Annotated in this window: 18 protein-coding genes; 4 read left to right on the top strand and 14 right to left on the bottom strand. The window is 67.2% G+C overall.

The genetic code is table 11. The features are described from left to right. Positions 1–547: 547 nt before the first annotated feature. Complete coding sequence (locus tag HNP02_RS18065; protein ID WP_184440946.1) at positions 548–2,164, bottom strand: hypothetical protein; 1,617 nt, start codon at positions 2,162–2,164, stop codon at positions 548–550. Positions 2,165–2,325: 161 nt separating this feature from the next. Between HNP02_RS18065 and HNP02_RS18060 the strand changes: the two genes are divergently transcribed. Beyond that, complete coding sequence (locus HNP02_RS18060) at positions 2,326–2,541, top strand: hypothetical protein (protein WP_184440944.1); 216 nt, start codon at positions 2,326–2,328, stop codon at positions 2,539–2,541. Between the two features lie 2 nt (positions 2,542–2,543). Here HNP02_RS18060 and HNP02_RS18055 read toward each other — a convergent pair whose 3' ends face one another. The 8 genes from HNP02_RS18055 to HNP02_RS18020 all read right to left on the bottom strand — a co-directional run bounded on the left by HNP02_RS18055 (position 2,544) and on the right by HNP02_RS18020 (position 12,049). After that, positions 2,544–2,831, bottom strand: coding sequence for a DUF1905 domain-containing protein (locus HNP02_RS18055; RefSeq protein ID WP_184440942.1), 288 nt, complete (start codon positions 2,829–2,831; stop codon positions 2,544–2,546). 6 nt (positions 2,832–2,837) lie between these two features. Continuing rightward, entirely contained in the window at positions 2,838–3,974 is a 1,137-nt protein-coding gene (locus HNP02_RS18050; RefSeq protein ID WP_184440940.1) for a DUF917 domain-containing protein, read from the bottom strand. Continuing rightward, positions 3,971–5,533, bottom strand: a complete 1,563-nt coding sequence (locus tag HNP02_RS42795) for a hydantoinase/oxoprolinase family protein (RefSeq protein ID WP_184440938.1) — start codon at positions 5,531–5,533, stop codon at positions 3,971–3,973. The genes HNP02_RS18050 and HNP02_RS42795 overlap by 4 nt, the downstream gene beginning before the upstream one ends. Then, entirely contained in the window at positions 5,530–6,876 is a 1,347-nt protein-coding gene (locus HNP02_RS42785) for a cytosine permease (protein WP_184440936.1), read from the bottom strand. The genes HNP02_RS42795 and HNP02_RS42785 overlap by 4 nt, the downstream gene beginning before the upstream one ends. A gap of 119 nt (positions 6,877–6,995) precedes the next feature. Further along, a complete protein-coding gene (locus HNP02_RS43735) occupies positions 6,996–8,492 on the bottom strand; it encodes a PucR family transcriptional regulator (RefSeq protein ID WP_184440934.1) in 1,497 nt (498 codons plus the stop codon). Continuing rightward, on the bottom strand, positions 8,485–9,525 hold the full coding sequence (locus HNP02_RS18030; protein WP_184440932.1) for a DUF917 domain-containing protein: 1,041 nt from the start codon (positions 9,523–9,525) through the stop codon (positions 8,485–8,487). The genes HNP02_RS43735 and HNP02_RS18030 overlap by 8 nt, the downstream gene beginning before the upstream one ends. Before the next feature lie 32 nt (positions 9,526–9,557). Beyond that, entirely contained in the window at positions 9,558–10,472 is a 915-nt protein-coding gene (locus HNP02_RS18025) for a diacylglycerol kinase (RefSeq protein ID WP_184440930.1), read from the bottom strand. Then, entirely contained in the window at positions 10,469–12,049 is a 1,581-nt protein-coding gene (locus tag HNP02_RS18020) for an FAD-binding oxidoreductase (protein ID WP_184441667.1), read from the bottom strand. The genes HNP02_RS18025 and HNP02_RS18020 overlap by 4 nt, the downstream gene beginning before the upstream one ends. Before the next feature lie 50 nt (positions 12,050–12,099). Between HNP02_RS18020 and HNP02_RS18015 the strand changes: the two genes are divergently transcribed. Both HNP02_RS18015 and HNP02_RS18010 read left to right on the top strand, forming a co-directional pair. Beyond that, positions 12,100–12,678 (top strand): TetR/AcrR family transcriptional regulator, encoded by a 579-nt coding sequence (locus tag HNP02_RS18015; protein ID WP_184440928.1) that lies wholly within the window; start codon positions 12,100–12,102, stop codon positions 12,676–12,678. Beyond that, positions 12,675–14,213, top strand: a complete 1,539-nt coding sequence (locus tag HNP02_RS18010) for a glycerol-3-phosphate dehydrogenase/oxidase (RefSeq protein WP_184440926.1) — start codon at positions 12,675–12,677, stop codon at positions 14,211–14,213. The genes HNP02_RS18015 and HNP02_RS18010 overlap by 4 nt, the downstream gene beginning before the upstream one ends. Positions 14,214–14,215: 2 nt before the next feature. On the opposite strand, the gene HNP02_RS18005 is transcribed toward HNP02_RS18010, so the two are convergent. Further along, positions 14,216–15,079, bottom strand: coding sequence for a LysR family transcriptional regulator (locus tag HNP02_RS18005; RefSeq protein WP_184440924.1), 864 nt, complete (start codon positions 15,077–15,079; stop codon positions 14,216–14,218). A 76-nt stretch (positions 15,080–15,155) separates the two neighbouring features. Here HNP02_RS18005 and HNP02_RS18000 point away from each other — a divergent pair, with 76 nt between their 5' ends. Beyond that, positions 15,156–15,905 carry an SDR family oxidoreductase gene (locus HNP02_RS18000; RefSeq protein WP_184440922.1) on the top strand — a complete coding sequence of 250 codons (750 nt, stop codon included), beginning with the start codon at positions 15,156–15,158 and terminating at the stop codon, positions 15,903–15,905. A gap of 80 nt (positions 15,906–15,985) precedes the next feature. On the opposite strand, the gene HNP02_RS17995 is transcribed toward HNP02_RS18000, so the two are convergent. From HNP02_RS17995 to acpM, 4 genes are read right to left on the bottom strand one after another with little or no spacing between them, the layout of a single operon-like run. Then, entirely contained in the window at positions 15,986–17,407 is a 1,422-nt protein-coding gene (locus HNP02_RS17995) for an acyl-CoA carboxylase subunit beta (RefSeq protein WP_184440920.1), read from the bottom strand. 43 nt (positions 17,408–17,450) lie between these two features. Continuing rightward, on the bottom strand, positions 17,451–18,728 hold the full coding sequence (gene kasB, locus HNP02_RS17990) for a 3-oxoacyl-ACP synthase KasB (protein WP_184440918.1): 1,278 nt from the start codon (positions 18,726–18,728) through the stop codon (positions 17,451–17,453). 45 nt (positions 18,729–18,773) lie between these two features. After that, a complete protein-coding gene (kasA, locus tag HNP02_RS17985) occupies positions 18,774–20,024 on the bottom strand; it encodes a 3-oxoacyl-ACP synthase KasA (protein ID WP_184440916.1) in 1,251 nt (416 codons plus the stop codon). Next, the gene (acpM, locus tag HNP02_RS17980; RefSeq protein WP_184440915.1) at positions 20,021–20,314 is read right to left on the bottom strand and encodes a meromycolate extension acyl carrier protein AcpM; all 294 of its coding nucleotides are present in this window, start codon (positions 20,312–20,314) and stop codon (positions 20,021–20,023) included. The genes kasA and acpM overlap by 4 nt, the downstream gene beginning before the upstream one ends. Position 20,315 lies beyond the last annotated feature (1 nt).

Below are 20,315 nucleotides of genomic sequence, written 5' to 3'. Positions count from 1 at the left end.
AGACCTAAACCGGCCAGCCCCAGACCGCCAGACACCAGCACAGTCCTTGCCAACCCCACGATTACTCGCTTCATCAGCCTGGGACTATCACTCGCAGCGGTTTCGTGTGTACTGGGAATACGCCCAAATACCGACGTTGGTTTCATGCTGGTCGCCTTTCGTTGCTGTCGGCCCCCGTGGGCCGCTCACACAAATAGGAGCCACTACCGCCGACAACTCGGACACTTTTTTTCCAATCTCAAAGCTGGGGACGGCTGGGGCCGAAATCCGCGACGATCGGTGGGGCCATGGGACTTGACGAAACACAGGCGCAAATATGAGCGGCGACGGGAAGCAGCCGCCCGGCGAATGCGCCGGGCGGCTGCTGCACCCACTTGGCCCTCGACGACACCGGCGGCGATGGTGAAGTGCCGATGCCCGGCGACCATCTCCGGATGCTCACGCAGGCCAAAGGCACGGTTGAGCCGGCTCCGGACCAGACGGCCACCATCCGGTCGGCACTCCCCGACAGGGTCGAGTCGCTCGCCACTCGACCCTGTCAAGAGGGCTACGCCTGGTAGCGCCACAGGCGCCAGTCGCCGGTGAGCTCGTTCCAGTCCAGCACGTGGCCGTCGTGCATCACGATTAGCTGCTGGGGCGCCTGGATGCTGAACCAGTTGCCGATGTCCACCGGCGCGCCCGGCAGCACGTCGTGCACGCTAGTCGCGTCGTAGTTCCACAGCCGCCAGCTGCCGTCGGCGGGCGCCCAGTCCAGCACGCGGCCGTCGGGCATCCGGATCAGGTCGTGGCCGGAGACGATCGTGTGCCAGCCACCGCTGGCGATTGGGTCGCCGGGCAGCACGTCGTGCACGCTGGTTCCGTCGTAGCGCCACAGCCGCCAGCTGCCGACCGGGCCCGGAACCCAGTCCAGAACGTGCCCGTCGGCCATCGGAACGAGCTGGTGGCCGGCGCGGATCGTGTGCCAGTCGCCGCTGGCGATTGGGTCGCCGGGCAGCACGTCGTGCACGCTTGCCGCGTCGTAGCGCCACAGCCGCCAGCTCCCGCTCCCGGGCACCCAGTCCAGCACGTGGCCGTCGGGCATCGGGATCAGCTGGTGGCCCGAGCGGATGGTGTGCCATTGGCCTTTGGCGATCGGGGCGCCGGGCAGCACGTCGTGCACGCTGGTGGCGTCGTATTTCCACAGCCGCCAGCTGCCGTCGGCGGGCACCCAGTCCAGCACGTGACCGTCCGGCATCGCGATCAGCTGGTGGCCGAGCAGGATCGTCTTCCAGCGACCCTGCGCAACGGCCGCGCCCGGCAGGATGTCGTCGCGGTACCAGAGCTGGACCTCGCCTTTTTTCGGCGAGTCGTTGATGATCACCGTGTGCTGGCCGCAGTCGGTGACTTTGTCGACCGCGCTCCAGCCCAGCGCGGGCGCCGTGCCGTCCTCGTCGGTGATCGCGATCGCCCGCATCCGCGTGTCGGTCGAGCTGGGATAGTCAGAAGCGCGGCTGATCGAATAGCACTCGAGGGTCTGCACACAGTCGAGCAGCTCGTCGGTCGTGAAGATCGACAGCTTGCTGTCAGCGATCCCGACGAACTCGCACGTCCACAGCGCGCCCAGCCGCTGCGTGCCCAGCTGCCCGCCGATGTCGCCGACCCGCGTCATCCGCCCCACTAGCGTGTCGCCCACGTTGACCGTCACCGGCGAGGTGTATGAGGCCGCGCCGTCCTGACCGTCGGCAAACCAGCTGGCCACGCACCAATGATCGCCGCCGAACAAGCCATTGTCCCCCCACTGCAACACCGGCTGCAGGATCATCGAGCTGTTCTGCAGACCGTTGAACAGATACACCAGCTGCCCGTTTCGCGTCTGCGGAGCGCCCGGCACCACCCACGTGGTGAGGAATGACCTCAACGGGGTGGGGCTCTGGAAGTTGGCGAACGTGATCCAGCCAGTCCCAAAGTCGGGCGACTGTCCCGGAGGATGCACGACGTTCGCCGGCATCAGCGGCACGCCTGCCTCGTGCAACGGCACCGGCCCGACGTCGCGCAGCAGCTCGCCCGCCATAGTGACGTGGCGCATCCTGCCCTCGGCAACGTGCACGGCCGCGCCCGGCCCAACCTCGTGCACCACCTCCGCGGCCCGCCGGCCACCCGGCGTAACGACAAACCCCTTCGACATAGCTCACTCCTTATTGTTCCTGTCGGCCCGCTGTGGGCCGCTCACACAAATAGGAGCCGCCACCGCCGACAACTCGGACACTTTTTCCCGAGGGTCTGACACACCGGTGAGATGAGCTGGCTCAACCGCGGAGTCGGCTAGCCGCCGCTAGCATTCAATCCATGGGCCAACTGCCCCCGGACGAGGATCCAGACTCGCCTGCGAAGAGCAAGCGCGGAGCCGTGGTGATCTTCCTTCTCGGCTGGCTCGTCCTACCGCTATCGGTGGTCATCCTCGGCGAGCTGGAACCGCCGTGGTACCGGATCGCGTGCTTCGGCGTGCTGGCCTTCGTCGTCGTCTTCATCATGGCGTCGGTGCGGGTGGTCAGGCGCTTCTAAGGTCAGTCGCCCACCGACAGGTGCACGCGCACGACGTCGCCGTCATCGATCCCCTCGGGTCGCCGTAGCGCCACCTTGAGCGGTACCAGGTAGACGCCGTCCTTCGGGATCAACGACGTGCGCACTTCGGTGTCGCCGATCCGTACCCGCGCGGGGATGACGCCCCATCCGTACGTCAGCTCCACCAGGTGGTCGCGCAGGAAGGCGTCGACGTCCTCCGGCGTGGCGGTGAAGAAGTACGGAGCGGGCCCGCGCCACTGGAACACCTCGGCTTCGAAGTCCCAGTCCATGGCCATTCAGATTACTGGCTGCTCCCACGGGTGGTGGCTGTGATCTCGCGCGCTGAGTTCCTCCAGCGGAACCCACGGGTGATCGACGCCGAACGCATGCGGTCCCCAGACCTGGAGCGCCTCCGGGGTGCGCATGATCTCAGGGGTCGAGATCGCCACCACCCTCACCCGCTGACCGAAGCGCAACGCTTCGGTGGTGATGGCAGTGCATGACTCGAGATCGAGCACGGTGATCAGGTCGGGCACGATCGCGACCACCCGCTCGCCGCGTCGGGCAACCACGTTCTCGTTACGGAAGTCGATGGTCATCAGGTCGCCATCGTCGAAGGGCGCGAGTGTGACTCGGCCCGCGGTGAAGCCACCGACGATCGAGCGCTCGACGTCGACGACCTTGCCCTCCAACAGTGACGTCGCATAGCCGTAGATGGAACTCTGCACGGCACTGAGCAGGGCGGCGTACGGATCTGCATGCGCGGCACGGGCTTCGCGGATCGCGCGGCCGATGTCACTGGCCAGCGACAGGGTGTGCGGGATACCCGTCCGCTTCAGGTCGGCGCCGCTCATCGGGTACTCGGCGATGAACGAGGCACCTCCCATCTGAATGGTCACCGCGCGGGCAAAGTTCTCCATGCGCACGTTGTCGTCGCCGGTGTCGACGAGCACGCTGTGCCCCTTCTCATCGGAGATCACCAGCGGTGAGCCCGAGATGCCGTAGACGCCGAACGTCTCCATCTGAAGTTCGGGGAACGCGCGCCCCATTCCGTCGGCGTCCACCACGGGAATCCCGGCGCGCGCGGCCACCAGCAGCGGAATCATCGAGTTCAGTCCGCCACACTCCATGGGCACCGTCGCGTCCGCGGTCTTGCCAAGGTGCGCTTCGAGTTTCCGCAGCGAGGTCACTGCTTCGTTGCCGTTGGCCAGCTTCTCCACCACCACACTGGGAGCGCCCATCATCGCGGTGGAGATGATGAAGGCGTCGTCATCGAGTTCCTCGGGGGAGATGATCTCGACGGTCAGGCCCGTGTCGAGTGCCTGCTGCACCAGCAGCCGGCCGACCAACGGGTCTCCACCGCCGCCGGTGCCCATGATCGCCGCACCGGTCGCCATGTCGACGAGTTCCTGCTGGGTGAGTTGACGGCTCATGACCGCGCTCCTCCGGTCAGCGGTAGGTCCCCGACGGCTTTCACGCGGATGCGAACCGCGTTGCCGGGCAGGTACGCCAGCGGAACCTCGTCGATCTCGACGATCTGTATCGACGAGGGCGCGGCTCCCGCAGCGATCGCCCGGTCGACGGCTTCTTGTTTGGCGGCGTCGAGGACTGCTTCGCGCTGACCGGCTGGCACGCCGAAGATCCGGTCGACCTCACCGCCAACCTGTGCGATCGCCGCCCCGATCGCATTGGCCACGGCGAAGTTGACGGGACGATGAACCCTGTTGGCACTGGCCAACTCCGCGGGCACGAGTATCGATCCACCACCGACCGCCACCACGTCGACGGGATCGTTGGACGTTCGGATGCGGTCGACGGTGTTCTCCAGAATCTGCCGGATTTGCACGAGTGCCGCTTTGACCGTTGCGTCAGGAACGTCACAGACAAGCGACGCATCGCCGATCTCAGCCAACCCGGCAGCAACTGCGATATCGGTGGCCGTAAGGGTCCCTCCGCCGAACACCCGTCCGTCGGTGCCGATGCGGTAACCCACCGAATCGGGTCCGACCGTGACTGCTCCGTCGGTGTCGCGAATCCGTGAGCCGCCGCCAAGCCCGACCGAAAGAACGTCGGGCATCCGGAAATTGGTCCGGATGCCTTCGACCTCGACCTCCAGGGCGGCTTCGCGCGGGTATCCGCTCTGGAGCATGCCGACATCGGTGGTGGTTCCACCGACGTCGACGACGACGCATTCGGACAGTCCGGACAGAAACGCCGCGCCACGCATCGAGTTGGTCGGACCCGATGCGAACGTGTTCACCGGATAGCGGCGGGTGAAGTCGAGATCCATCACGGTGCCGTCGTTCTGCGAGACGAACAGCGGTGCGTCGATGCCGAGATCGCGCACGGCGGAGGTCAGCGCTGCGCTGATGTCGCGGGCCAGTGCACGGAGCGCGGCATTGATCACCGCGGCGTTCTCGCGTTCGAGCAGCCCGAGACGGCCGATCTGATGTGACAGCGTGACGGGGACATCCGGGTACTTGCGCGTGATGAGATCCTCTGCCATCAACTCGAACTCGGCATTCACCGGCGAGTAGATCGACGAGATCGCAATGCTCTCGGCACCGTTGGCGAGTGCCTTGTCGACGGCGTCGAGAAGCTCCTGCGGACGCAGATCGCTGATCCTCCTGCCGTCGAATTCGTGACCGCCGTGCACCATGAATGCCTGACCGGCGATCGCCGCGATGATGCGCGCCGGCCACCCGACCAGCGGCGGAAGTCCTGCCCCCGCGGGCAGGCCGAGCCGGATCACCGCGGTGGGCGAAAGTCGCTGGGCCTCAACGAGAGCATTCACGAAATGCGTCGTGCCGATCATCACCGCAGAAGCGGAGCTCAGGTCGGCGCCCGACATCACGCGCAGCCGGTCGACCGCGGCGGTGATCCCGGACGTGACGTCCGGAGTGGTCGTCGTCTTCGTGGCAGCCAGAACGGAGCCATTGTCGAGGATCACGGCATCCGTGTTGGTGCCCCCGACATCGATCCCGATGATCACGACGCGGCGCCGAATCGCGATGGCTGGATCGACAGCGGTTTGAGCAAGCCGACTTTCGAAAATGCCAGGTAGAGAAGCACCGCCACCGCTAGCGAGTTCAGCGACGGGATGCCCCACGTGACGAAGTGCCCGACCAGTGCGGCGATCAGCCACACCACGAGTGTGCCGATGATCAAGGTGGGTTCGTTCGCGGGAAGGCCGTCTCTGGAGCGTTCGAGTTCGGCGCGCCAGGTGCGCACCAGGTAGTACTCGGTCGCCATGATGCCGGCGATGGGCGGGATGACGACGCCCAGGATGATCAGGAAGTCGATGAAGTGACTGAGAATGCCCAGCGCGGCGAGGACGGAGCCGACGGTTCCCACCAGGACAGTGACCACGCGGCGGTTCACCACGACGCCAAATGACGTTTCCAGTGCGTTGACGATCCCGAGCGTCGACGAGTAGAGGTTCCAGTCGTTGATCTTCAGGGTGCCCGAGATGATGATCAGCGTGCCGACGAAACCCGATGAACTGGTGACGATGTCGACAACACTGTCGGTGCGCAGTGCGTGGGCGAGCAGCACGCCGGCCACGCACATGACGAGTTCACCGAGGGTGACGCCAAGCAGCGTCTGCTTGATGACGTCTTTGGCGCTGCGGTTGAAGCGGGTCATGTCGGGCGTGGTCACCATGCCGACGATGAAGCCACCCGCGACGAGCGTCGCACCTGCGCCCAAGGACAGGACCGGACCGGCGGGTTGGCCCGATGCCAACGTACCGACGTCGTACTCGGTGAGTTTGGCGATGACCAGGTAGCCAGCGAGGAGGATGAACGCGGGAACGGTCACGTAGGCGACCCAGGCCATCGAACTGAAGCCGTACACCACGATCGCCGTGACGGCCATGCCGAACAGCAGGGACCACAGCCAGATCGGCCCGAACGGGATGATCGTCTTGAGGCTCTCGGCCGACACGGCGGTCTGCACACCGAACCAGCCGGTCAGACTGAGTGCCACGACGATGCCGATGAGGCCGGATCCCCAGCGACCGAAGCCCGTCCAGCGGGCGATCACCGAGGTCGACAATCCCTCGCGCTGCCCGATGATGCCGGTGAAGATGCCGACGATCTCGAGGATCACCGCCCCGAGCAGGACCGCCAGCATCGCATTCGCGAAGGTCATGCCGAAACCCAGAGCGGCACCGAGCATGAACTGCGACAGGCATGACAGCTGGCCGAAGCGCTGCACGCACACGCTGAACCAGTGGTAGCGGGCCGATTCCGGCACTCGAGAGAGTGCATAATCGTCGCCGTGCTCCGAGACCGGAGTAGCAACCGCGGGATCTCCTGCGCTTCTGGTGGCCATGGATTGCACGCTACGGAGTGGGCATCTCGAAGTCAGTGGGCACAGTGCACACCCGGCGTGCAGTCTTGGGTGCGGGTCGGGCACATCAGGTTACGTGCGATGACGTACGCGTTGCGCGCTCACAGCGCACGGCAGGCGATGCGCAACGCGAGGCGCGTGTCGTCGTCGTCCAGATCGATGCCGAGGAGCGACTCGATGCGGCCGAGCCGTTTGATCACCGAGTTGCGGTGCACCCCGAGCCGTCTGGCCGCACCCGATGTCGAGCACTCGGACAAGAGGTAGACGTTCAAGGTGTCGAGCAGGGCGCCGTCGGCCGCGTCGCGAAGTGGCTGGAGCAGGAGCGCGGCGCGTTGGCGTGCCTGATCGTCGGTGACCGCGGTGAGGAGGTACTGGCGGGGGTTGGAGTCGTTGGAGGTCTCGACGGGACGGCGCCCGGCCGCGTGTCCGGCGATGCGGCACAGGCGGGATGCGTCGCCGATGGCGCGCACCAGTCCGGCGATTCCGTACTCGGCGCCTGCCACCCCTGCGGCGATCACGAAGCCGGACAGGTCGGCAACGATTTGGCGAACCTCGTTGCTGCGCAACGTGATCTGCGCCTGATTCGGTCGGTCAGATGAGCTCGTCCACCACACCCATCCGTCGGAAAAGGGCACCGCGGGAACCGTGAGGCCCGCGGCGATCAGAGCGTTCTGCAACGCGGTTAGAACCAACGAACGGTCTGCGCGGGGATCCTCTGGACGGACCATGACCGCGATGTGGAAGCCTTCGAGCTGCCAGCCGAGCGCGACAGCCTGCTCTGCATGCGGTCCGTCGAGCGATCCAGTGCTGAGAAGATGTGTCAGCACCGCGCCCTGGCTCGCCTGGTCCCATGCGGCCGACAGCGACGACCGCGCGGCCCATGCGCTCAGCCGCACTATTGCGAGATCCGCGACCGCGAGAATCGTTTCGATGTGCGCCGTTGCGACACCAGGCGGCGCATGCACTGCGCACGTGAGCCGCGAGCCGGAATCCCGGCCCGGCGAAGTGGAGGCGAAAACCATTGTGCCGGAGTCACTGTCGATGTGACCTGAGAGCGCATTCGGAATCTGCTCGATACCCGGCTGTCTCGGGCCTGCCAGCAGAACCCCCGAGGGTCCTAGCACGCTGACGGGATACCCGAGTACTCCCGTCACGATGTCCGCCACCCGGGACGGGGTGTTCGCCGCGGTCAGGCGCGCGGCGGCTGCAGCGCATTTCAGGCCGCGCTCCACCACCGGGTGGCGCAGGTGAATTCGAACGGCGAGCGCGCCTTCCCATCGGTCGGCGTCCAGGCGCACCAGTGGGATGCCGAAGCGATCGGCCAGCCACTGCGTGGACACCAATACCTCGTGGTCGACGATCACTGCCGCGGCCTCACGTTCGGCGAGGCGGGGCAGGGCGAGTTCAGTGCCGAGGCTGTCGGTCGAGGCCAGGAACACGACGCTGCGTGGCGCGACCCGACGTGCGTCGCCTGGCGCCACGATCTGCGCGTCCTGCGCCAGCCGACCGAGACCAGTTGCGCCACCCAGCACCTCGGCTCCGGCGAGATCGGGGAGGCACAGCACGTCCCGCACCGTCGAGATCCCGAACTCAGACACCGGTTATTCCAAACGCCGCCGGTGTCACCTTGTCATTGAAACCCGGCTCCTCCCATCGCGGCGGTGCAGGCAGCGCGACGACGTCGACCTCGGTGCCCACCGCCAGCACCGATTCCGCCTGGAGTGGCCGTCCGTCCCGCGTCCGCATCAGGCAGATGATTTCCGGTGTGCAGGCGGCGATCTCACCGTCCACGAGTGCGAGCAGGAATTCGTTGCGTGCTTCGACGCGCACCACGGATGCGTCTGACGCTCGGATCACCACGGATCCGATGCCTCCGTCGCGGATCCGGCGCCACCGGGCATCGGCGACGCGGCCGGTGGCGACCCGGCGTGCACCGTGCCCGTCGACCAGGGCGTCGACGACCGTACGTGCGTCGGCATCCTCGACGGTGCGGCCGAGGTCCAGAGCTCGCCGGATGGTGCCGGGTATGCCCGCGGTCCGAAGGCGAGCGACCGTCATCGGGTACCCAGCGAAGGCGCACCAGCCGCCCATCTCGACAGCGGCGGCCCGGATGAACTGCTCGGCAGTGGCACCGCGGATGTCTTCGTACAACACGGTCCGGCCGTAACTGTCGGTGCACACGAACGGCGCGATGGAGACCCCTGCCACGTCGTAGGTCGTCTGGTCGAGCCATGACAGCGCCCTGCCCATACCGTCACAGTCGACCACGGGCAGAGTACCGGCGGCCGCCACCACCAGCCCAGCGAAGATGTTGGCGCCCGCGCTCTCGTAGTTGCCCACGCACGCGCTCGCGTCCGGGTATTCACGGAGCACGCGCTCGACGGCCCTGGTGAACTCGGACCCTTGTGGTGAGCGCTCGTGAAATGACAGCAGGGATCCGACGAGGCCGGTGCTGATGGAAAGCATGTCTGCGGGTAAGTCGTCGACGTCATGAATCGGGATTCGGGCGCGATCGCCGAATGCGTGCACGGCCAATGCCCTGAACCAATATGGCTGGCCTCCGCCGCCTGATCCCAACAGGGCCGCTCCGACGGCGAGGGTGTCCAGATCATCGCGACTCAGCTGCCACATCGCGTTCCCCAGTGTCGTCGTGATTTCCCAGGTTAGCCTTTGGGCCGCAGGATCCGCAGCGCACCGGGCACCGCGGATACCTCGACCGGCAGCGGGCAGACGAACTCGCCGTCCGCATAGGCTGTGATTTTTGGCGAAGCCACGCACTCGACGGTGATCACCTTCGCCCGCTCCGTCCGCACCGCGTCGAGGTCGACGTGAGTGCCCTTGAAGACCGTGGGAAACAATCGGATCAGCTTGGTGCGTGACGCGGAAGCCACCATCGTCGCGTCGAGCATGCCGTCGGTGGGGTCGGCGTCGGGGCAGATCAGCATGCCGCCGCCGTAACTTCGCGTGTTGCCGAATGCGGCCAGCGTCAACTGCGTCTCGAGCTCTCGACCGTCGAACGTCAGCCGGAACGGCAGAAGCCGCAGCTGCGACAATTCGGCGAGCATCGCGACGTTGTAGCGCATTCGGCCGTGCGGCCAGCTCATCCGGTTGGTCCGGTCGGTGACCAGCGAGTCGAAGCCGGCGGCCATGACGGTGCCGAACCACTTGTCGGTGCCGTCGGCACCCTTGATCCGTCCCAGATCCACGGTCTGCACCTCGCCGTCCACGATGACGTCGGCCGCGGCCTCGGGATCCTTTGCGGGAATGCCGAATTCGCGGGCATGGTCGTTCCCCGTGCCAGCAGGGATGATGCCGAGCGGGATGTCGGTCTGCGCGAGCACCTGAAGTGCGAGCGAGATGATGCCGTCACCGCCGACGACCACGAGCGCGTCCATACCGCGCTCGAGGGCACCCTCGACGAGGCGTCGGGCGTGTTCGGCATCGGTGCCCGCGATGGCGACGACGTCGACGCCGCGCCGATGCAACTGCGAGACGGCGCGCTCGGCGGCGTGCGGTGCACTGCCGTGTCCCGACGCGGGATTCGTCAAGACGGTGACCCGCGCGACGCCTGAATTCACGGGATCAGCTTGCCAGGGTTGAGGATTCCCGTCGGATCGAGCACTGCCTTGACCGCGCGCAACACCTCGATGCCGAGATCTCCGACCTCGTCGCGCATCCACGGCCGGTGATCGGCACCGACGGCGTGGTGGTGGGTGATGGTCCCTCCGTTGTGGACCATCGCATCGGAAGCCGCGGTCTTGGCCTTGCGCCACTGCTCGATCGGGTTGCCGCGCTGGCCGGCGACGACGGTGAAGTACAGCGACGCCCCGGTGGGATACACATGAGAAATGTGGCACAACACCAGTGCCGGAGTGCCGGTTTCGGCCAGCGCGGTCGTCAGTGCCTCGGTCACCGCCGCCTTGAGCGCCACGAGGTTGGACCAGTTGGTCGCCGTCTCCAGCGTCTCGCACAGCGCGCCCGCGGACAGCAGCGCGTCCCGCAGGTACGGCGCCCCGAACCGGCCGTGCTCCCACGCCTGCGCAGGCCCGTCGCCCAACGACGTGCCGCCGTGCTCCTCGAGCACCGCCCGTGTCTCGGCGTGCCTGCTCTCGGTGTGTGCCGCGGTGCCCTCGAAGGTGGTGATCGCCAGACAACCGCCGGTGACCCTCTGCTCGCCGATGGCCTCGGTGGTGGCGAGGTTCACGCCCGTCTCCGCTTCGTCCGACAGTCGCATCACGGTCGGGCCGGTTCCGGTCTGGGCGACTACCCGCAGTGCCGCTGCGCCGGTGGCGAAGTCGGGGAAGGACCACGCTTCGTAGCGCGTGGTCTCCGGGACGGGGTGTACCCGCACCCGCACACGGGTGATCACGCCGAAGAGGCCCTCGGAGCCGATGATCAACTGGCGCAAGTCGGGGCCTGCCGCGGACGCCGGGGCCCGGCCCAGGTCGAGCACCCCCGCAGGAGTGACTGCCGTGATGCCGCGGACCATGTCGTCGAAGCGGCCGTATCCCGCGGAGTCCTGGCCCGAGGACCGCGTCGCCGCGAAGCCGCCGATCGTGGCGAATTGAAAGCTCTGCGGGAAATGCCCCAGCGAGAAGCCCCGCTCGCCGAGCAGGCGCTCCGCGTCGGGTCCGGTGACGCCAGCGCCGAGTTCGGCCTCACCGGACACCTCGTCGAGGCCGTGCAGTTGGTCGAGGCGCCGCAGGTCCAGCGAGACGACGGCCTTGAAGTCACCGCGGATGGGGTCGACGCCGCCGACCACGGTCGTGCCACCACCGAACGGGACGACTGCGATGCTCTGCTTGGCGCAGAATCGGAGCACCGCGGCCACCGCTTCTTCGTCGGCGGGCAACAGTACCGCGTCGGGCGCATCCTGCACCCCGGAATCCTTGCGGCGCAACAGGTCCAGTGTGGACTTGCCGCCAGCCCGAAGCAGCCTGCCGTAGTCGTCGGAGATGCAGTTCGCCTCGCCGACGATGGCCACCAGCGCGTCCCGCTCGGTGTCGGACAGGGCCGACGGGCGCAGGCGCACCTGCTCGGCGGCCAGCTCGGCGCTCGGCACGCCGTCGACCCCGAGGGCCTGCTCGAGCAGGGTGCGAATGCCGTCGGAGAGTGGCTTGGCCGCGGCCGGGTCGCCCCAGGCATTCCACTTCATCGGGGGTTGCATGTGGTCATTCGGTCGGGTCATGCGTTACAGTATTACATATGCTGTCAATCAGTAACGAAGAGTCGTCGGTCGAGGAACGCATCCTCGACGCCGCGGCCAGCTGCGTAATCGCCTACGGTGTCGACCGCGTGACGCTCGCCGAGATCGCCCGGCGTGCCGGTGTCAGCCGTCCCACGGTGTACCGGCGATTCCCCGACACGCGCTCGATCCTGGCCGCCCTGCTCACCGCGCGGATCACCCATGCCCTCGACGACGTACCCAGTCGCGGCGTTGGTCGCGAACCGCTGGTCGAGCGCATGGTCGCAGTGGCCGAGCGCCTGCGCCACGACGACGTCATCATGTCCGTGCTGCACCAGGCGCCGGATCTCGCGATGTTCTATCTGTCGGAACGCCTCGGCACCAGCCAGCAGATCCTGCTGGACACCGTGGCCGGCGAGATCAAGACCGCACAGGACGAGGGCACCGTCCGTCCCGGCGACGCCCGCCAATTCGCCGCCATGTGCCTGTTGATCGCCCAGTCGACCATCCTGTCCGCCCGGCTGGTCGAGCCCTTCCTCGACGCCGGAACCCTGGTCGGCGAGCTGACCCGGGCTCTGAACGGATACCTCACACCATGACGTCATCCACTGCACTCAACGCCGCCCGCCGCGCCGCCGATCTGGCCGCGCTTGGCGACGGCGGAAGCGTCGACGTCGTCGTCATCGGGGGCGGTATCACCGGGACCGGGATCGCGCTGGACGCCGCGGCGCGCGGTCTTTCGGTGGTGCTGGTGGAGAAGCACGACCTGGCGTTCGGCACCAGCCGGTGGAGTTCGAAGTTGGTCCACGGCGGCCTGCGCTACTTGGCCACCGGCAACATCGGCATCGCCCGCCGCAGCGCCATCGAGCGCGGAATCCTGATGACGCGCAACGCACCTCATCTGGTGAAGGCGATGCCCCAACTGGTTCCGCTGCTGCCGTCGATGAACTCCGCTTCGCGTGCTCTGGTGCGGTTCGGCTTCGTGGCAGGCGACGGATTGCGCAAGCTGGCGGGCACGCCGTCCTCGACGCTGCCGCGGTCGCGCCGGATCGACGCTGCGCGCGCGATCGCCATGGCGCCCACCGTGCGCCGCTCTGGGTTGAGCGGCGGCCTGCTCGCGTACGACGGGCAGTTGATCGACGACGCGCGCCTCGTCACCGCGGTTGCGCGCACGGCGGCGCAGCACGGTGCGCGCATCCTGACGCACGTCGCCGCGTCCCACGTCACGGGGACATCGGTGCGGTTGACCGACCAGATCACCGGCGAGAGCCTCGAGGTGTCGGCGCGAGCGGTGATCAACGCCGCGGGCGTCTGGGCGGGCGACGTCGATACGTCCATCCGGTTGCGGCCAAGCCGCGGAACACATCTGGTGTTCGACGCCGCGGCGTTCGGCAATCCCACCGCGGCGCTGACGATTCCGATACCCGGCGAGCTCAACCGCTTCGTGTTCGCCATGCCCGAGCAGCTCGGCAGGGTGTACCTCGGGCTCACCGACGAAGACGCACCAGGGCCGATTCCCGACGTGCCGGAACCAACCCCGGCGGAGGTGGCGTTCCTGCTCGACACCGTCAACACCGCGCTCGACGTCGCGCTGGGGCCTGCCGACGTGATCGGCACGTACGCGGGGCTGCGGCCGTTGATCGACACCGGCGAGGGCCCAACGGCCGACGTGTCACGCGAGCACGCCGTCGTCGAGTCGTCCGCGGGGGTGATCAGCGTGATCGGCGGCAAGCTGACCGAGTACCGCTACATGGCGCAGGACGTTCTGGACCGGGCCGTCGAGTTGCGCGGGCTTACGGCGACCGCATGCCGTACCCGCAACCTCCCGCTGGTCGGAGCGCCGTCGAATCCCGTTGCAACGCTGCGGTCTCCGGTTGAGCTGCCGTCCTCCCTCGTCGCCCGCTATGGCGCCGAGGCGCCCAACGTCATCGCGTCCGCCAGCTGCGACAGGCCGACCGAGCCCGTCGCCGACGGAATCGACGTCACCCGAGCGGAATTCGAGTACGCCGTGACGCACGAGGGAGCATTGTCGGTCGACGACATCGTCGATCGCCGGACCCGCATCGGCCTCGTCGACACCGACCGCGAACGGGTCGTCGCCGTGGCCGAGCACTTCCTCGCCTCGACGAGGTGACATCAGTCCTTGATCAGCGCATCGCGAACCTCGGACATGGTGTGGCGCTGCCAGATCGCTTGGACGGGCACGAGCAGCGGCGGGTCGAGTTCGAGCACGGTGACTCGTCCGCCCATCGCAGGCCCCGGTTCCGCGGTAACCAGCGCGATGGCACCGGTGGTCAGCGGCGCGGCCACCATGGCCGCACCCTGCACCCGGCTGACCACGTAGTCGGGCTCGAATCCGGCGCGGCGGCAGGCGCCCATCAGGAAGTCGCTGAAGTACGACGCGCCCGGCGGCGCCCACAGCGCGAGGCGTTCGCCGGACAGATCGGTGATGTCGAGGCGCGGCGCGGTCGCCAAGCGATGTCCGGCCGGGAGAGCCGCGCGAACGCGGTGGTAACCGATGACCGCCGCCGCGAGTTCACCAGCGGGAGCCACACCGCGGCGCAGCCCGAGCTGCACGGATCCGTCGACGACCCCGGCCGTCAGCTGATCGGGATACATCTGCCGGAGCGTGAACGACATGCCGGGAAAGGCGTCGATCGCGGGTTCGAGCACCGCGTACACCTCAGCGCCGCTCAGTGCGGGGCTGTGTCCCACCGTCCACTCTCGCTCGCCCGCCGCGGCCGATCGCACGTGTTCGCCGACGGTGCGTGCCGCGGCGAGTAGCGGCCGGGCCTCGTGCAACAGCGCCCGACCTGCCGGTGTCAGCGAGATTCGTCGCCCTTCGCGATGGAACACTGCGGTGGCCAGCTCCGCCTCGAGCAAGCGCACCGAGCTGCTCAGCGCCTGTTGGCTGAGGTGAAGTTGCCGTGCGGCGGTGGTGAAGCTACCCGCTTCGGCCACGGCGACGAACTGCTGGAGCCGGCGCAGGTCGGGGAGCATGTCCACAAACAATACTTGTGGAAACCTCGAATAGTTGTGTTTCCCATTGGTGCAGAACGTGGTTAGCGTCGAGGTCATGAGCACTCTCATGGGCAAGACCGCAGTCGTCGCCGCCGGGGCCAAGAACCTCGGCGGTCTGATCAGCACCACCTTCGGTGAACGAGGGGTCAACGTGGTGGTGCACTACAACAGCGATGCCACCGCACCCGATGCCGACAAGACCGTTGCCGCGGTCGAGGCGGCCGGTGGACGGGCGGTCAAGGTACAAGGCGACCTGACCCAACCGGCCAACGTGGTGGCGCTCTTCGATGCTGCCGTCGAGGCGTTCGGCGGCGTGGACGTCGCCGTCAACACCGCGGGCAAGGTGCTTCGCAAGCCGATCCTGGAAACCACTGAGGCCGAATATGATTCGATGTTCGACATCAACGCCAAGGCGGCGTACTTCTTCATCAAGGAGGCGGGCAAGCGGCTCAACGACAACGGCTCGGTGACCACGATCGTGACGTCACTGCTGGCGGCGTTCACCGACGGCTACTCGACCTACGCCGGCGCCAAGAGCCCGGTCGAGCACTTCACGCGGGCAGCGGCCAAGGAGTTCGGCGTGCGGGGGATCAACGTCAACAACGTGGCGCCTGGGCCGATGGACACGCCGTTCTTCTACGGCCAGGAGACACCCGAGCGCGTGACGTTCCACCAGTCGCAGGCCATGGGCAACCGGCTGACCGACATCACGGACATCGCGCCGCTGGTGGTGTTCCTGGCGGGTGATGGCCATTGGATCAACGGTCAGACCATCCTTGCGAACGGGGGTTACACCACGCGGTAGGAAACGCGCGAAATAGAAGCCACGGTCGTCAACTGAGGACGTTGACGACCGTGGCTTCTGTTTCGTTGCGGGGTTACCCGTTACAGCGGGATGTTCTTGTGCCGGCCACGACGCGCGGGCGCCTCGGCCAACGCCTGGGTGAGAACGCTTCGGGTGTGCGCGGGATCGATCTTCGCGTCCACCACGCCGATCTCGATGGCGCTGTCCACGCCGCCCGCGATCCGCTCGTGCTCGGCGGCCAGCTCCTCGTGCAGCGCCTCCCGGCTCTCGGCAGGTGCGGCCGCAAGGGTCTTCTTGTGCAGGATGCCGACCGCTGCCTTGGCACCCATCACGGCGACCTCGGCGTCCGGCCAGGCGAAGACCTTGGTGGCGTTGAGCGACCGCGAGTTCATCGCGATGTAGGCGCCGCCGTAGATCTTCCTGGTGACCAGCGTGACCCGCGGAACCGTGGCTTCGCCGAAGGCGTGCAGCAGCTTCGCGCCGCGGCGCACGACGCCGCCCCACTCCTGGTCGACACCGGGCAGGTAGCCCGGCACGTCGACCACGACGACCAGCGGAATGCCGAACGCGTCGCACAGCCGCACGAAACGCGCTGCCTTCTCGGCGCTTTCGGAGTTCAGGCAGCCGCCAAGGCGCAGCGGGTTGTTGGCAAGCACGCCGATCGAACGACCGGCCAGCCGGCCGAGACCGACCACCATCGACGGCGCCCACTTGGCCTGGAACTCTTCGAACGGGGTTCCGTCGTCGAGCAGCGCGTTGATCAGCGGGTGCACGTCGTAGGCGCGCCGCGACGATTCGGGGAGCAGTGCGTGCAGGTCGGTGTCGCCGGCCTCGGCCTTGCTGCGGTCGAAATGACCCTGCTGCGAGAACAATCCGACAAGACGACGGCCACGCTCGTAGGCGTCGAGCTCGTCGTCGGCGACGATGTGGCAGACACCCGACTTCTTGTGATGGGTGTCCGGCCCGCCGAGCGAAGCCATATCGACGTCCTCGCCGGTGACGCTGCGCACGATGTCGGGGCCGGTGACGAACACCCGGCCCTCCGGCGCCATGATCACGACGTCGGTCAGCGCAGGCCCATAGGCGGCGCCGCCGGCGGCGAATCCGACGACCACCGAGATCTGTGGGATGTAGCCGGATGCCCGGATCATCGCCTCGAACATGAGGCCGACCGCGTGCAGCGCCTTGACGCCTTCGGCCAGCCGGGCGCCGCCGGAGTGCCAGATGCCGATGATCGGGCTCTGCTCCTCGATGGCGGTGTCATAGGCGAGCACGATGTGCTTGCACCCGTCGATGCCCATCGCGCCACCCATGACGGTGCCGTCGGTGCAGAACGCGATGGTGCGTACGCCGTTGACGGTGCCCGCAGCGGCGAGCACGCCCGAGCGGTCGCGCTCGTGCAGCAGTTCGACGCTGCCGTCGTCGAAGAACGTATTCAGGCGGAGCAGTGGATCACGTGGGTCGAGCGACTCGGCTGCCGTGTCTGGGGCCATGATCGTCATTGAAACCTCCTGTGCTCGTCGGGCTTTGGCTGCCGACGGACACTCAGTACTTCCCGAAGGCGAGCGCTACGTTGTGCCCGCCGAATCCAAACGAATTGTTGATTGCGTACTCGTAGTTACCCTGTCGCGGTTCCCCGGCGACCACGTCCAGATCGATCTCCGGATCGAGGTTGCGAAGGTTCAGCGTGGGCGGGACGACTCCGTCCCGCAACGCCATCACGGTCAGGATGGACTCCACCGCTCCGACTGCTCCGACGGAGTGGCCGAGTGCCGACTTCGGCGCGTAGACCGCCGGCCTGTGGGCGCCGAGGGCGTTGTTGATGGCCTTGCCCTCTGCCACGTCGCCGACCGAGGTTCCGGTTGCGTGCGCGTTGACGTGGTCGATGTCCGTCGGGCTGAGCCCGGCGAGCTGGATCGCGCGGCTGATCGCGTGCCCAGCCTGATCACCGGTCGGGTCGGGCGCCACGATGTGGTACCCGTCCGAGGTGACACCCGCGCCCATCAGACGCGCCACGATGTTGGCGCCGCGCGCCTTGGCGTGATCCTCGGTCTCGATGACCATGAGCGCACCCGCCTCGCCGAAGACGAAGCCGTTGCGGTCCGTGTCAAAAGGGCGGCAGGCGCCCGCCGGGTCTTCGTTGGTGGTGGACAGCACGATCCGCATCTGTGCGAATCCGACGATCGGCACCGCCTCGATCTTGGTCTCCACCCCACCGCAGATCGCGATGTCGGCCTCGCCAAGCACGATGTTGCGCCACGCGTGACCGATGGCCTCGCTGCCGGACGCGCACGCCGACACCGGGGTGACGACGCCTGCCTTGGCGTTGCGCTCGAGGCCGACCGCCGCCGCAGCCGAGTTGGGCATGTACGTCTGCACGGCAAGCGGGGACACGGCGTTGACGCCCTTCGTCCGCATGGCGTCGTAGGCGTACAGAAGTTCCTCGCCGCTGCCCATGCCGGTGCCTATCGACACCATCAGACGCCTGGTGTCGACGTCTGGTGAGCCCGCATCCAGCCACGCCCGCCGGCCGACGACGGTCGCCATCCTCTGCAGATAGGACAGTCGACCGAGTTCGGCCGGCGTCAGCTCACTCTCGAAGTCCTCGAGCAGATGTCCGCCGATGCGCACGGGCAGGTCGTACAGCTCGACGAAGTCATCCTCGAGCGTGCGGATCCCGCTCTCACCGTCGAGCAGCCGTTTCCAGGTGCCGTCGGCGTCGGTCGCAAGGGCAGTCGTCATGGCAAAACCGGTGACGACGACGTTCGGGAAGCCGTTCCCCGTCGTCAATCCGGTTGTCAATGCACTTGTCGACCTTGCCATTACGACCCCGAACGTTCCTCTCCGTGTACCCCAGCGACCTGCGGGTCAGTACCGCCCGAAGGCCAGGGCGACATTGTGTCCACCGAAGCCGAACGAATTGTTGAGGGCGTACTGGTACTCGCCATATCGAGGCTCACCTGCAACGACATCGAGATCGATCTCGGGGTCGGGCGTCTCGTAGTTGAGCGTCGGCGGGATGACGCCGTCGCGCAGAGCCAGGACCGTCAGGATCGACTCAAGGGCGCCAACGGCACCGATGGAGTGGCCCAGCGCAGACTTCGGCGCGTAGACCGCCGCGTGCTCGACGCCTGCGTTCCTGATGGCGTTCGCCTCCGCCACGTCACCGATCGACGTGGAGGTCGCGTGCGCGTTGACGTGGTTGATGTCCTTGGGGGACAGCCCCGCCGTCTCCATCGCCCGCTTCATCGCGGCTCCGGCGCGCAGGCCGTCCGGTGCCGGCGCCACCATGTGGTACGCGTCGGACGAGATGCCTGCGCCGAGAAGACGTGCAAGTGGCTTGGCGCCACGCGCCTTGGCGTGCTCCTCGGTCTCGATGATCATGAGCGCGCCTGCCTCGCCGAACACGAAGCCGTCCCGGTCCTTGTCGAATGGACGCGAAGCTGCTTCCGGATCGTCGTTGCGGGTCGACATCGCGCGCATCATCGAGAACGCCGCGATGGGCAGTGCCTCGATGGTGCCCTCGACGCCGCCGCAGACGGCGATGTCGGCATCACCCATGACGAGCTGTCGCCACGCGTGGGCGATGCCCTCGGAGCCCGAAGAACAGGCCGACACCGGGGTGATGACCCCGGCGCGCGCTCCGAGCTCGAGGCCGACCACGGCGGCGGCGCCGTTCGGCATGACCATCTGAACGGCGAGCGGGGACACCTTGCGGGGCCCGCCCTCGTTCATGGCGTCATACATCTCGACGATCTTCTCGCCGCCGCCGAGCCCGGTGCCGATCACGACCGAGAAACGATCGGGATCGACGTCGGGCTTGCCCGCGGACTCCCACAGTTGATTGCCGAGGTACTTCGACATCCGCTGGACATACGACATACGTCGGTGCTCCAGCCGGGACATCAGGGGATCGAGGGGCTCCTTGAGGTGCCCCCCGATCTTGACCTGAAGATCCCACTTGCTTACGAAGTCGTCTTCGAGGACGCGGATGCCACTTTCGCCTGCCAGCAGACCCTTCCACGTGCTCTCGATGTCCGGGGCAATCGAAGTGGTCGCCGTGACGGCGGTCACGACGACGTTGGGGAAACCGCCGTTAGCAGTGGAAGGCCTGGTCACTTCGCGAACTTCTCGCGCAGCGCCTCGGCGGCTTCGGGGTTCTCTTCCTCGAGCTTCTGGATGTAGGCAACGACGTCACCGACGGTGCGCAGTCCGGCGAGGTCCTCGTCCGGGATCTTCACGCCGTACTTGTCCTCGGTCTGCACTGCGATCTCAACCATCGACAGCGAGTCGATGTCCAGGTCGTCGACGAACGACTTCTCGGGGGTCACCTCGGACGGCTCGATGCCGGTGACCTCTTCGATGATCTCGGCGAGACCGGTGATGATTTCCTGCTGGCTGGCGCCCACT

It is taken from the genome of Mycobacterium sp. AZCC_0083, from assembly GCF_014202335.1.
Lineage (GTDB): Bacteria > Actinomycetota > Actinomycetes > Mycobacteriales > Mycobacteriaceae > Mycobacterium.
This window is presented reverse-complemented; position numbering and strand designations above follow the sequence as displayed.

What these genes read in the sequence shown, in the direction of transcription:
- HNP02_RS18020 (WP_184441667.1), bottom strand. Translation starts at nt 12,049, where the DNA reads ATGAAGTGGAATGCCTGGGGCGACCCGGCCGCGGCCAAGCCACTCTCC.
- HNP02_RS18010 (WP_184440926.1), top strand. Translation starts at nt 12,675, where the DNA reads ATGACGTCATCCACTGCACTCAACGCCGCCCGCCGCGCCGCCGATCTG.
- HNP02_RS17995 (WP_184440920.1), bottom strand. Translation starts at nt 17,407, where the DNA reads ATGACGATCATGGCCCCAGACACGGCAGCCGAGTCGCTCGACCCACGT.
- HNP02_RS18000 (WP_184440922.1), top strand. Translation starts at nt 15,156, where the DNA reads ATGAGCACTCTCATGGGCAAGACCGCAGTCGTCGCCGCCGGGGCCAAG.
- HNP02_RS18005 (WP_184440924.1), bottom strand. Translation starts at nt 15,079, where the DNA reads ATGCTCCCCGACCTGCGCCGGCTCCAGCAGTTCGTCGCCGTGGCCGAA.
- HNP02_RS18015 (WP_184440928.1), top strand. Translation starts at nt 12,100, where the DNA reads ATGCTGTCAATCAGTAACGAAGAGTCGTCGGTCGAGGAACGCATCCTC.
- HNP02_RS18050 (WP_184440940.1), bottom strand. Translation starts at nt 3,974, where the DNA reads ATGAGCCGTCAACTCACCCAGCAGGAACTCGTCGACATGGCGACCGGT.
- HNP02_RS18055 (WP_184440942.1), bottom strand. Translation starts at nt 2,831, where the DNA reads ATGGACTGGGACTTCGAAGCCGAGGTGTTCCAGTGGCGCGGGCCCGCT.
- HNP02_RS18030 (WP_184440932.1), bottom strand. Translation starts at nt 9,525, where the DNA reads ATGTGGCAGCTGAGTCGCGATGATCTGGACACCCTCGCCGTCGGAGCG.
- HNP02_RS18060 (WP_184440944.1), top strand. Translation starts at nt 2,326, where the DNA reads ATGGGCCAACTGCCCCCGGACGAGGATCCAGACTCGCCTGCGAAGAGC.
- HNP02_RS18065 (WP_184440946.1), bottom strand. Translation starts at nt 2,164, where the DNA reads ATGTCGAAGGGGTTTGTCGTTACGCCGGGTGGCCGGCGGGCCGCGGAG.
- kasB (WP_184440918.1), bottom strand. Translation starts at nt 18,728, where the DNA reads ATGGCAAGGTCGACAAGTGCATTGACAACCGGATTGACGACGGGGAAC.
- HNP02_RS42785 (WP_184440936.1), bottom strand. Translation starts at nt 6,876, where the DNA reads ATGGCCACCAGAAGCGCAGGAGATCCCGCGGTTGCTACTCCGGTCTCG.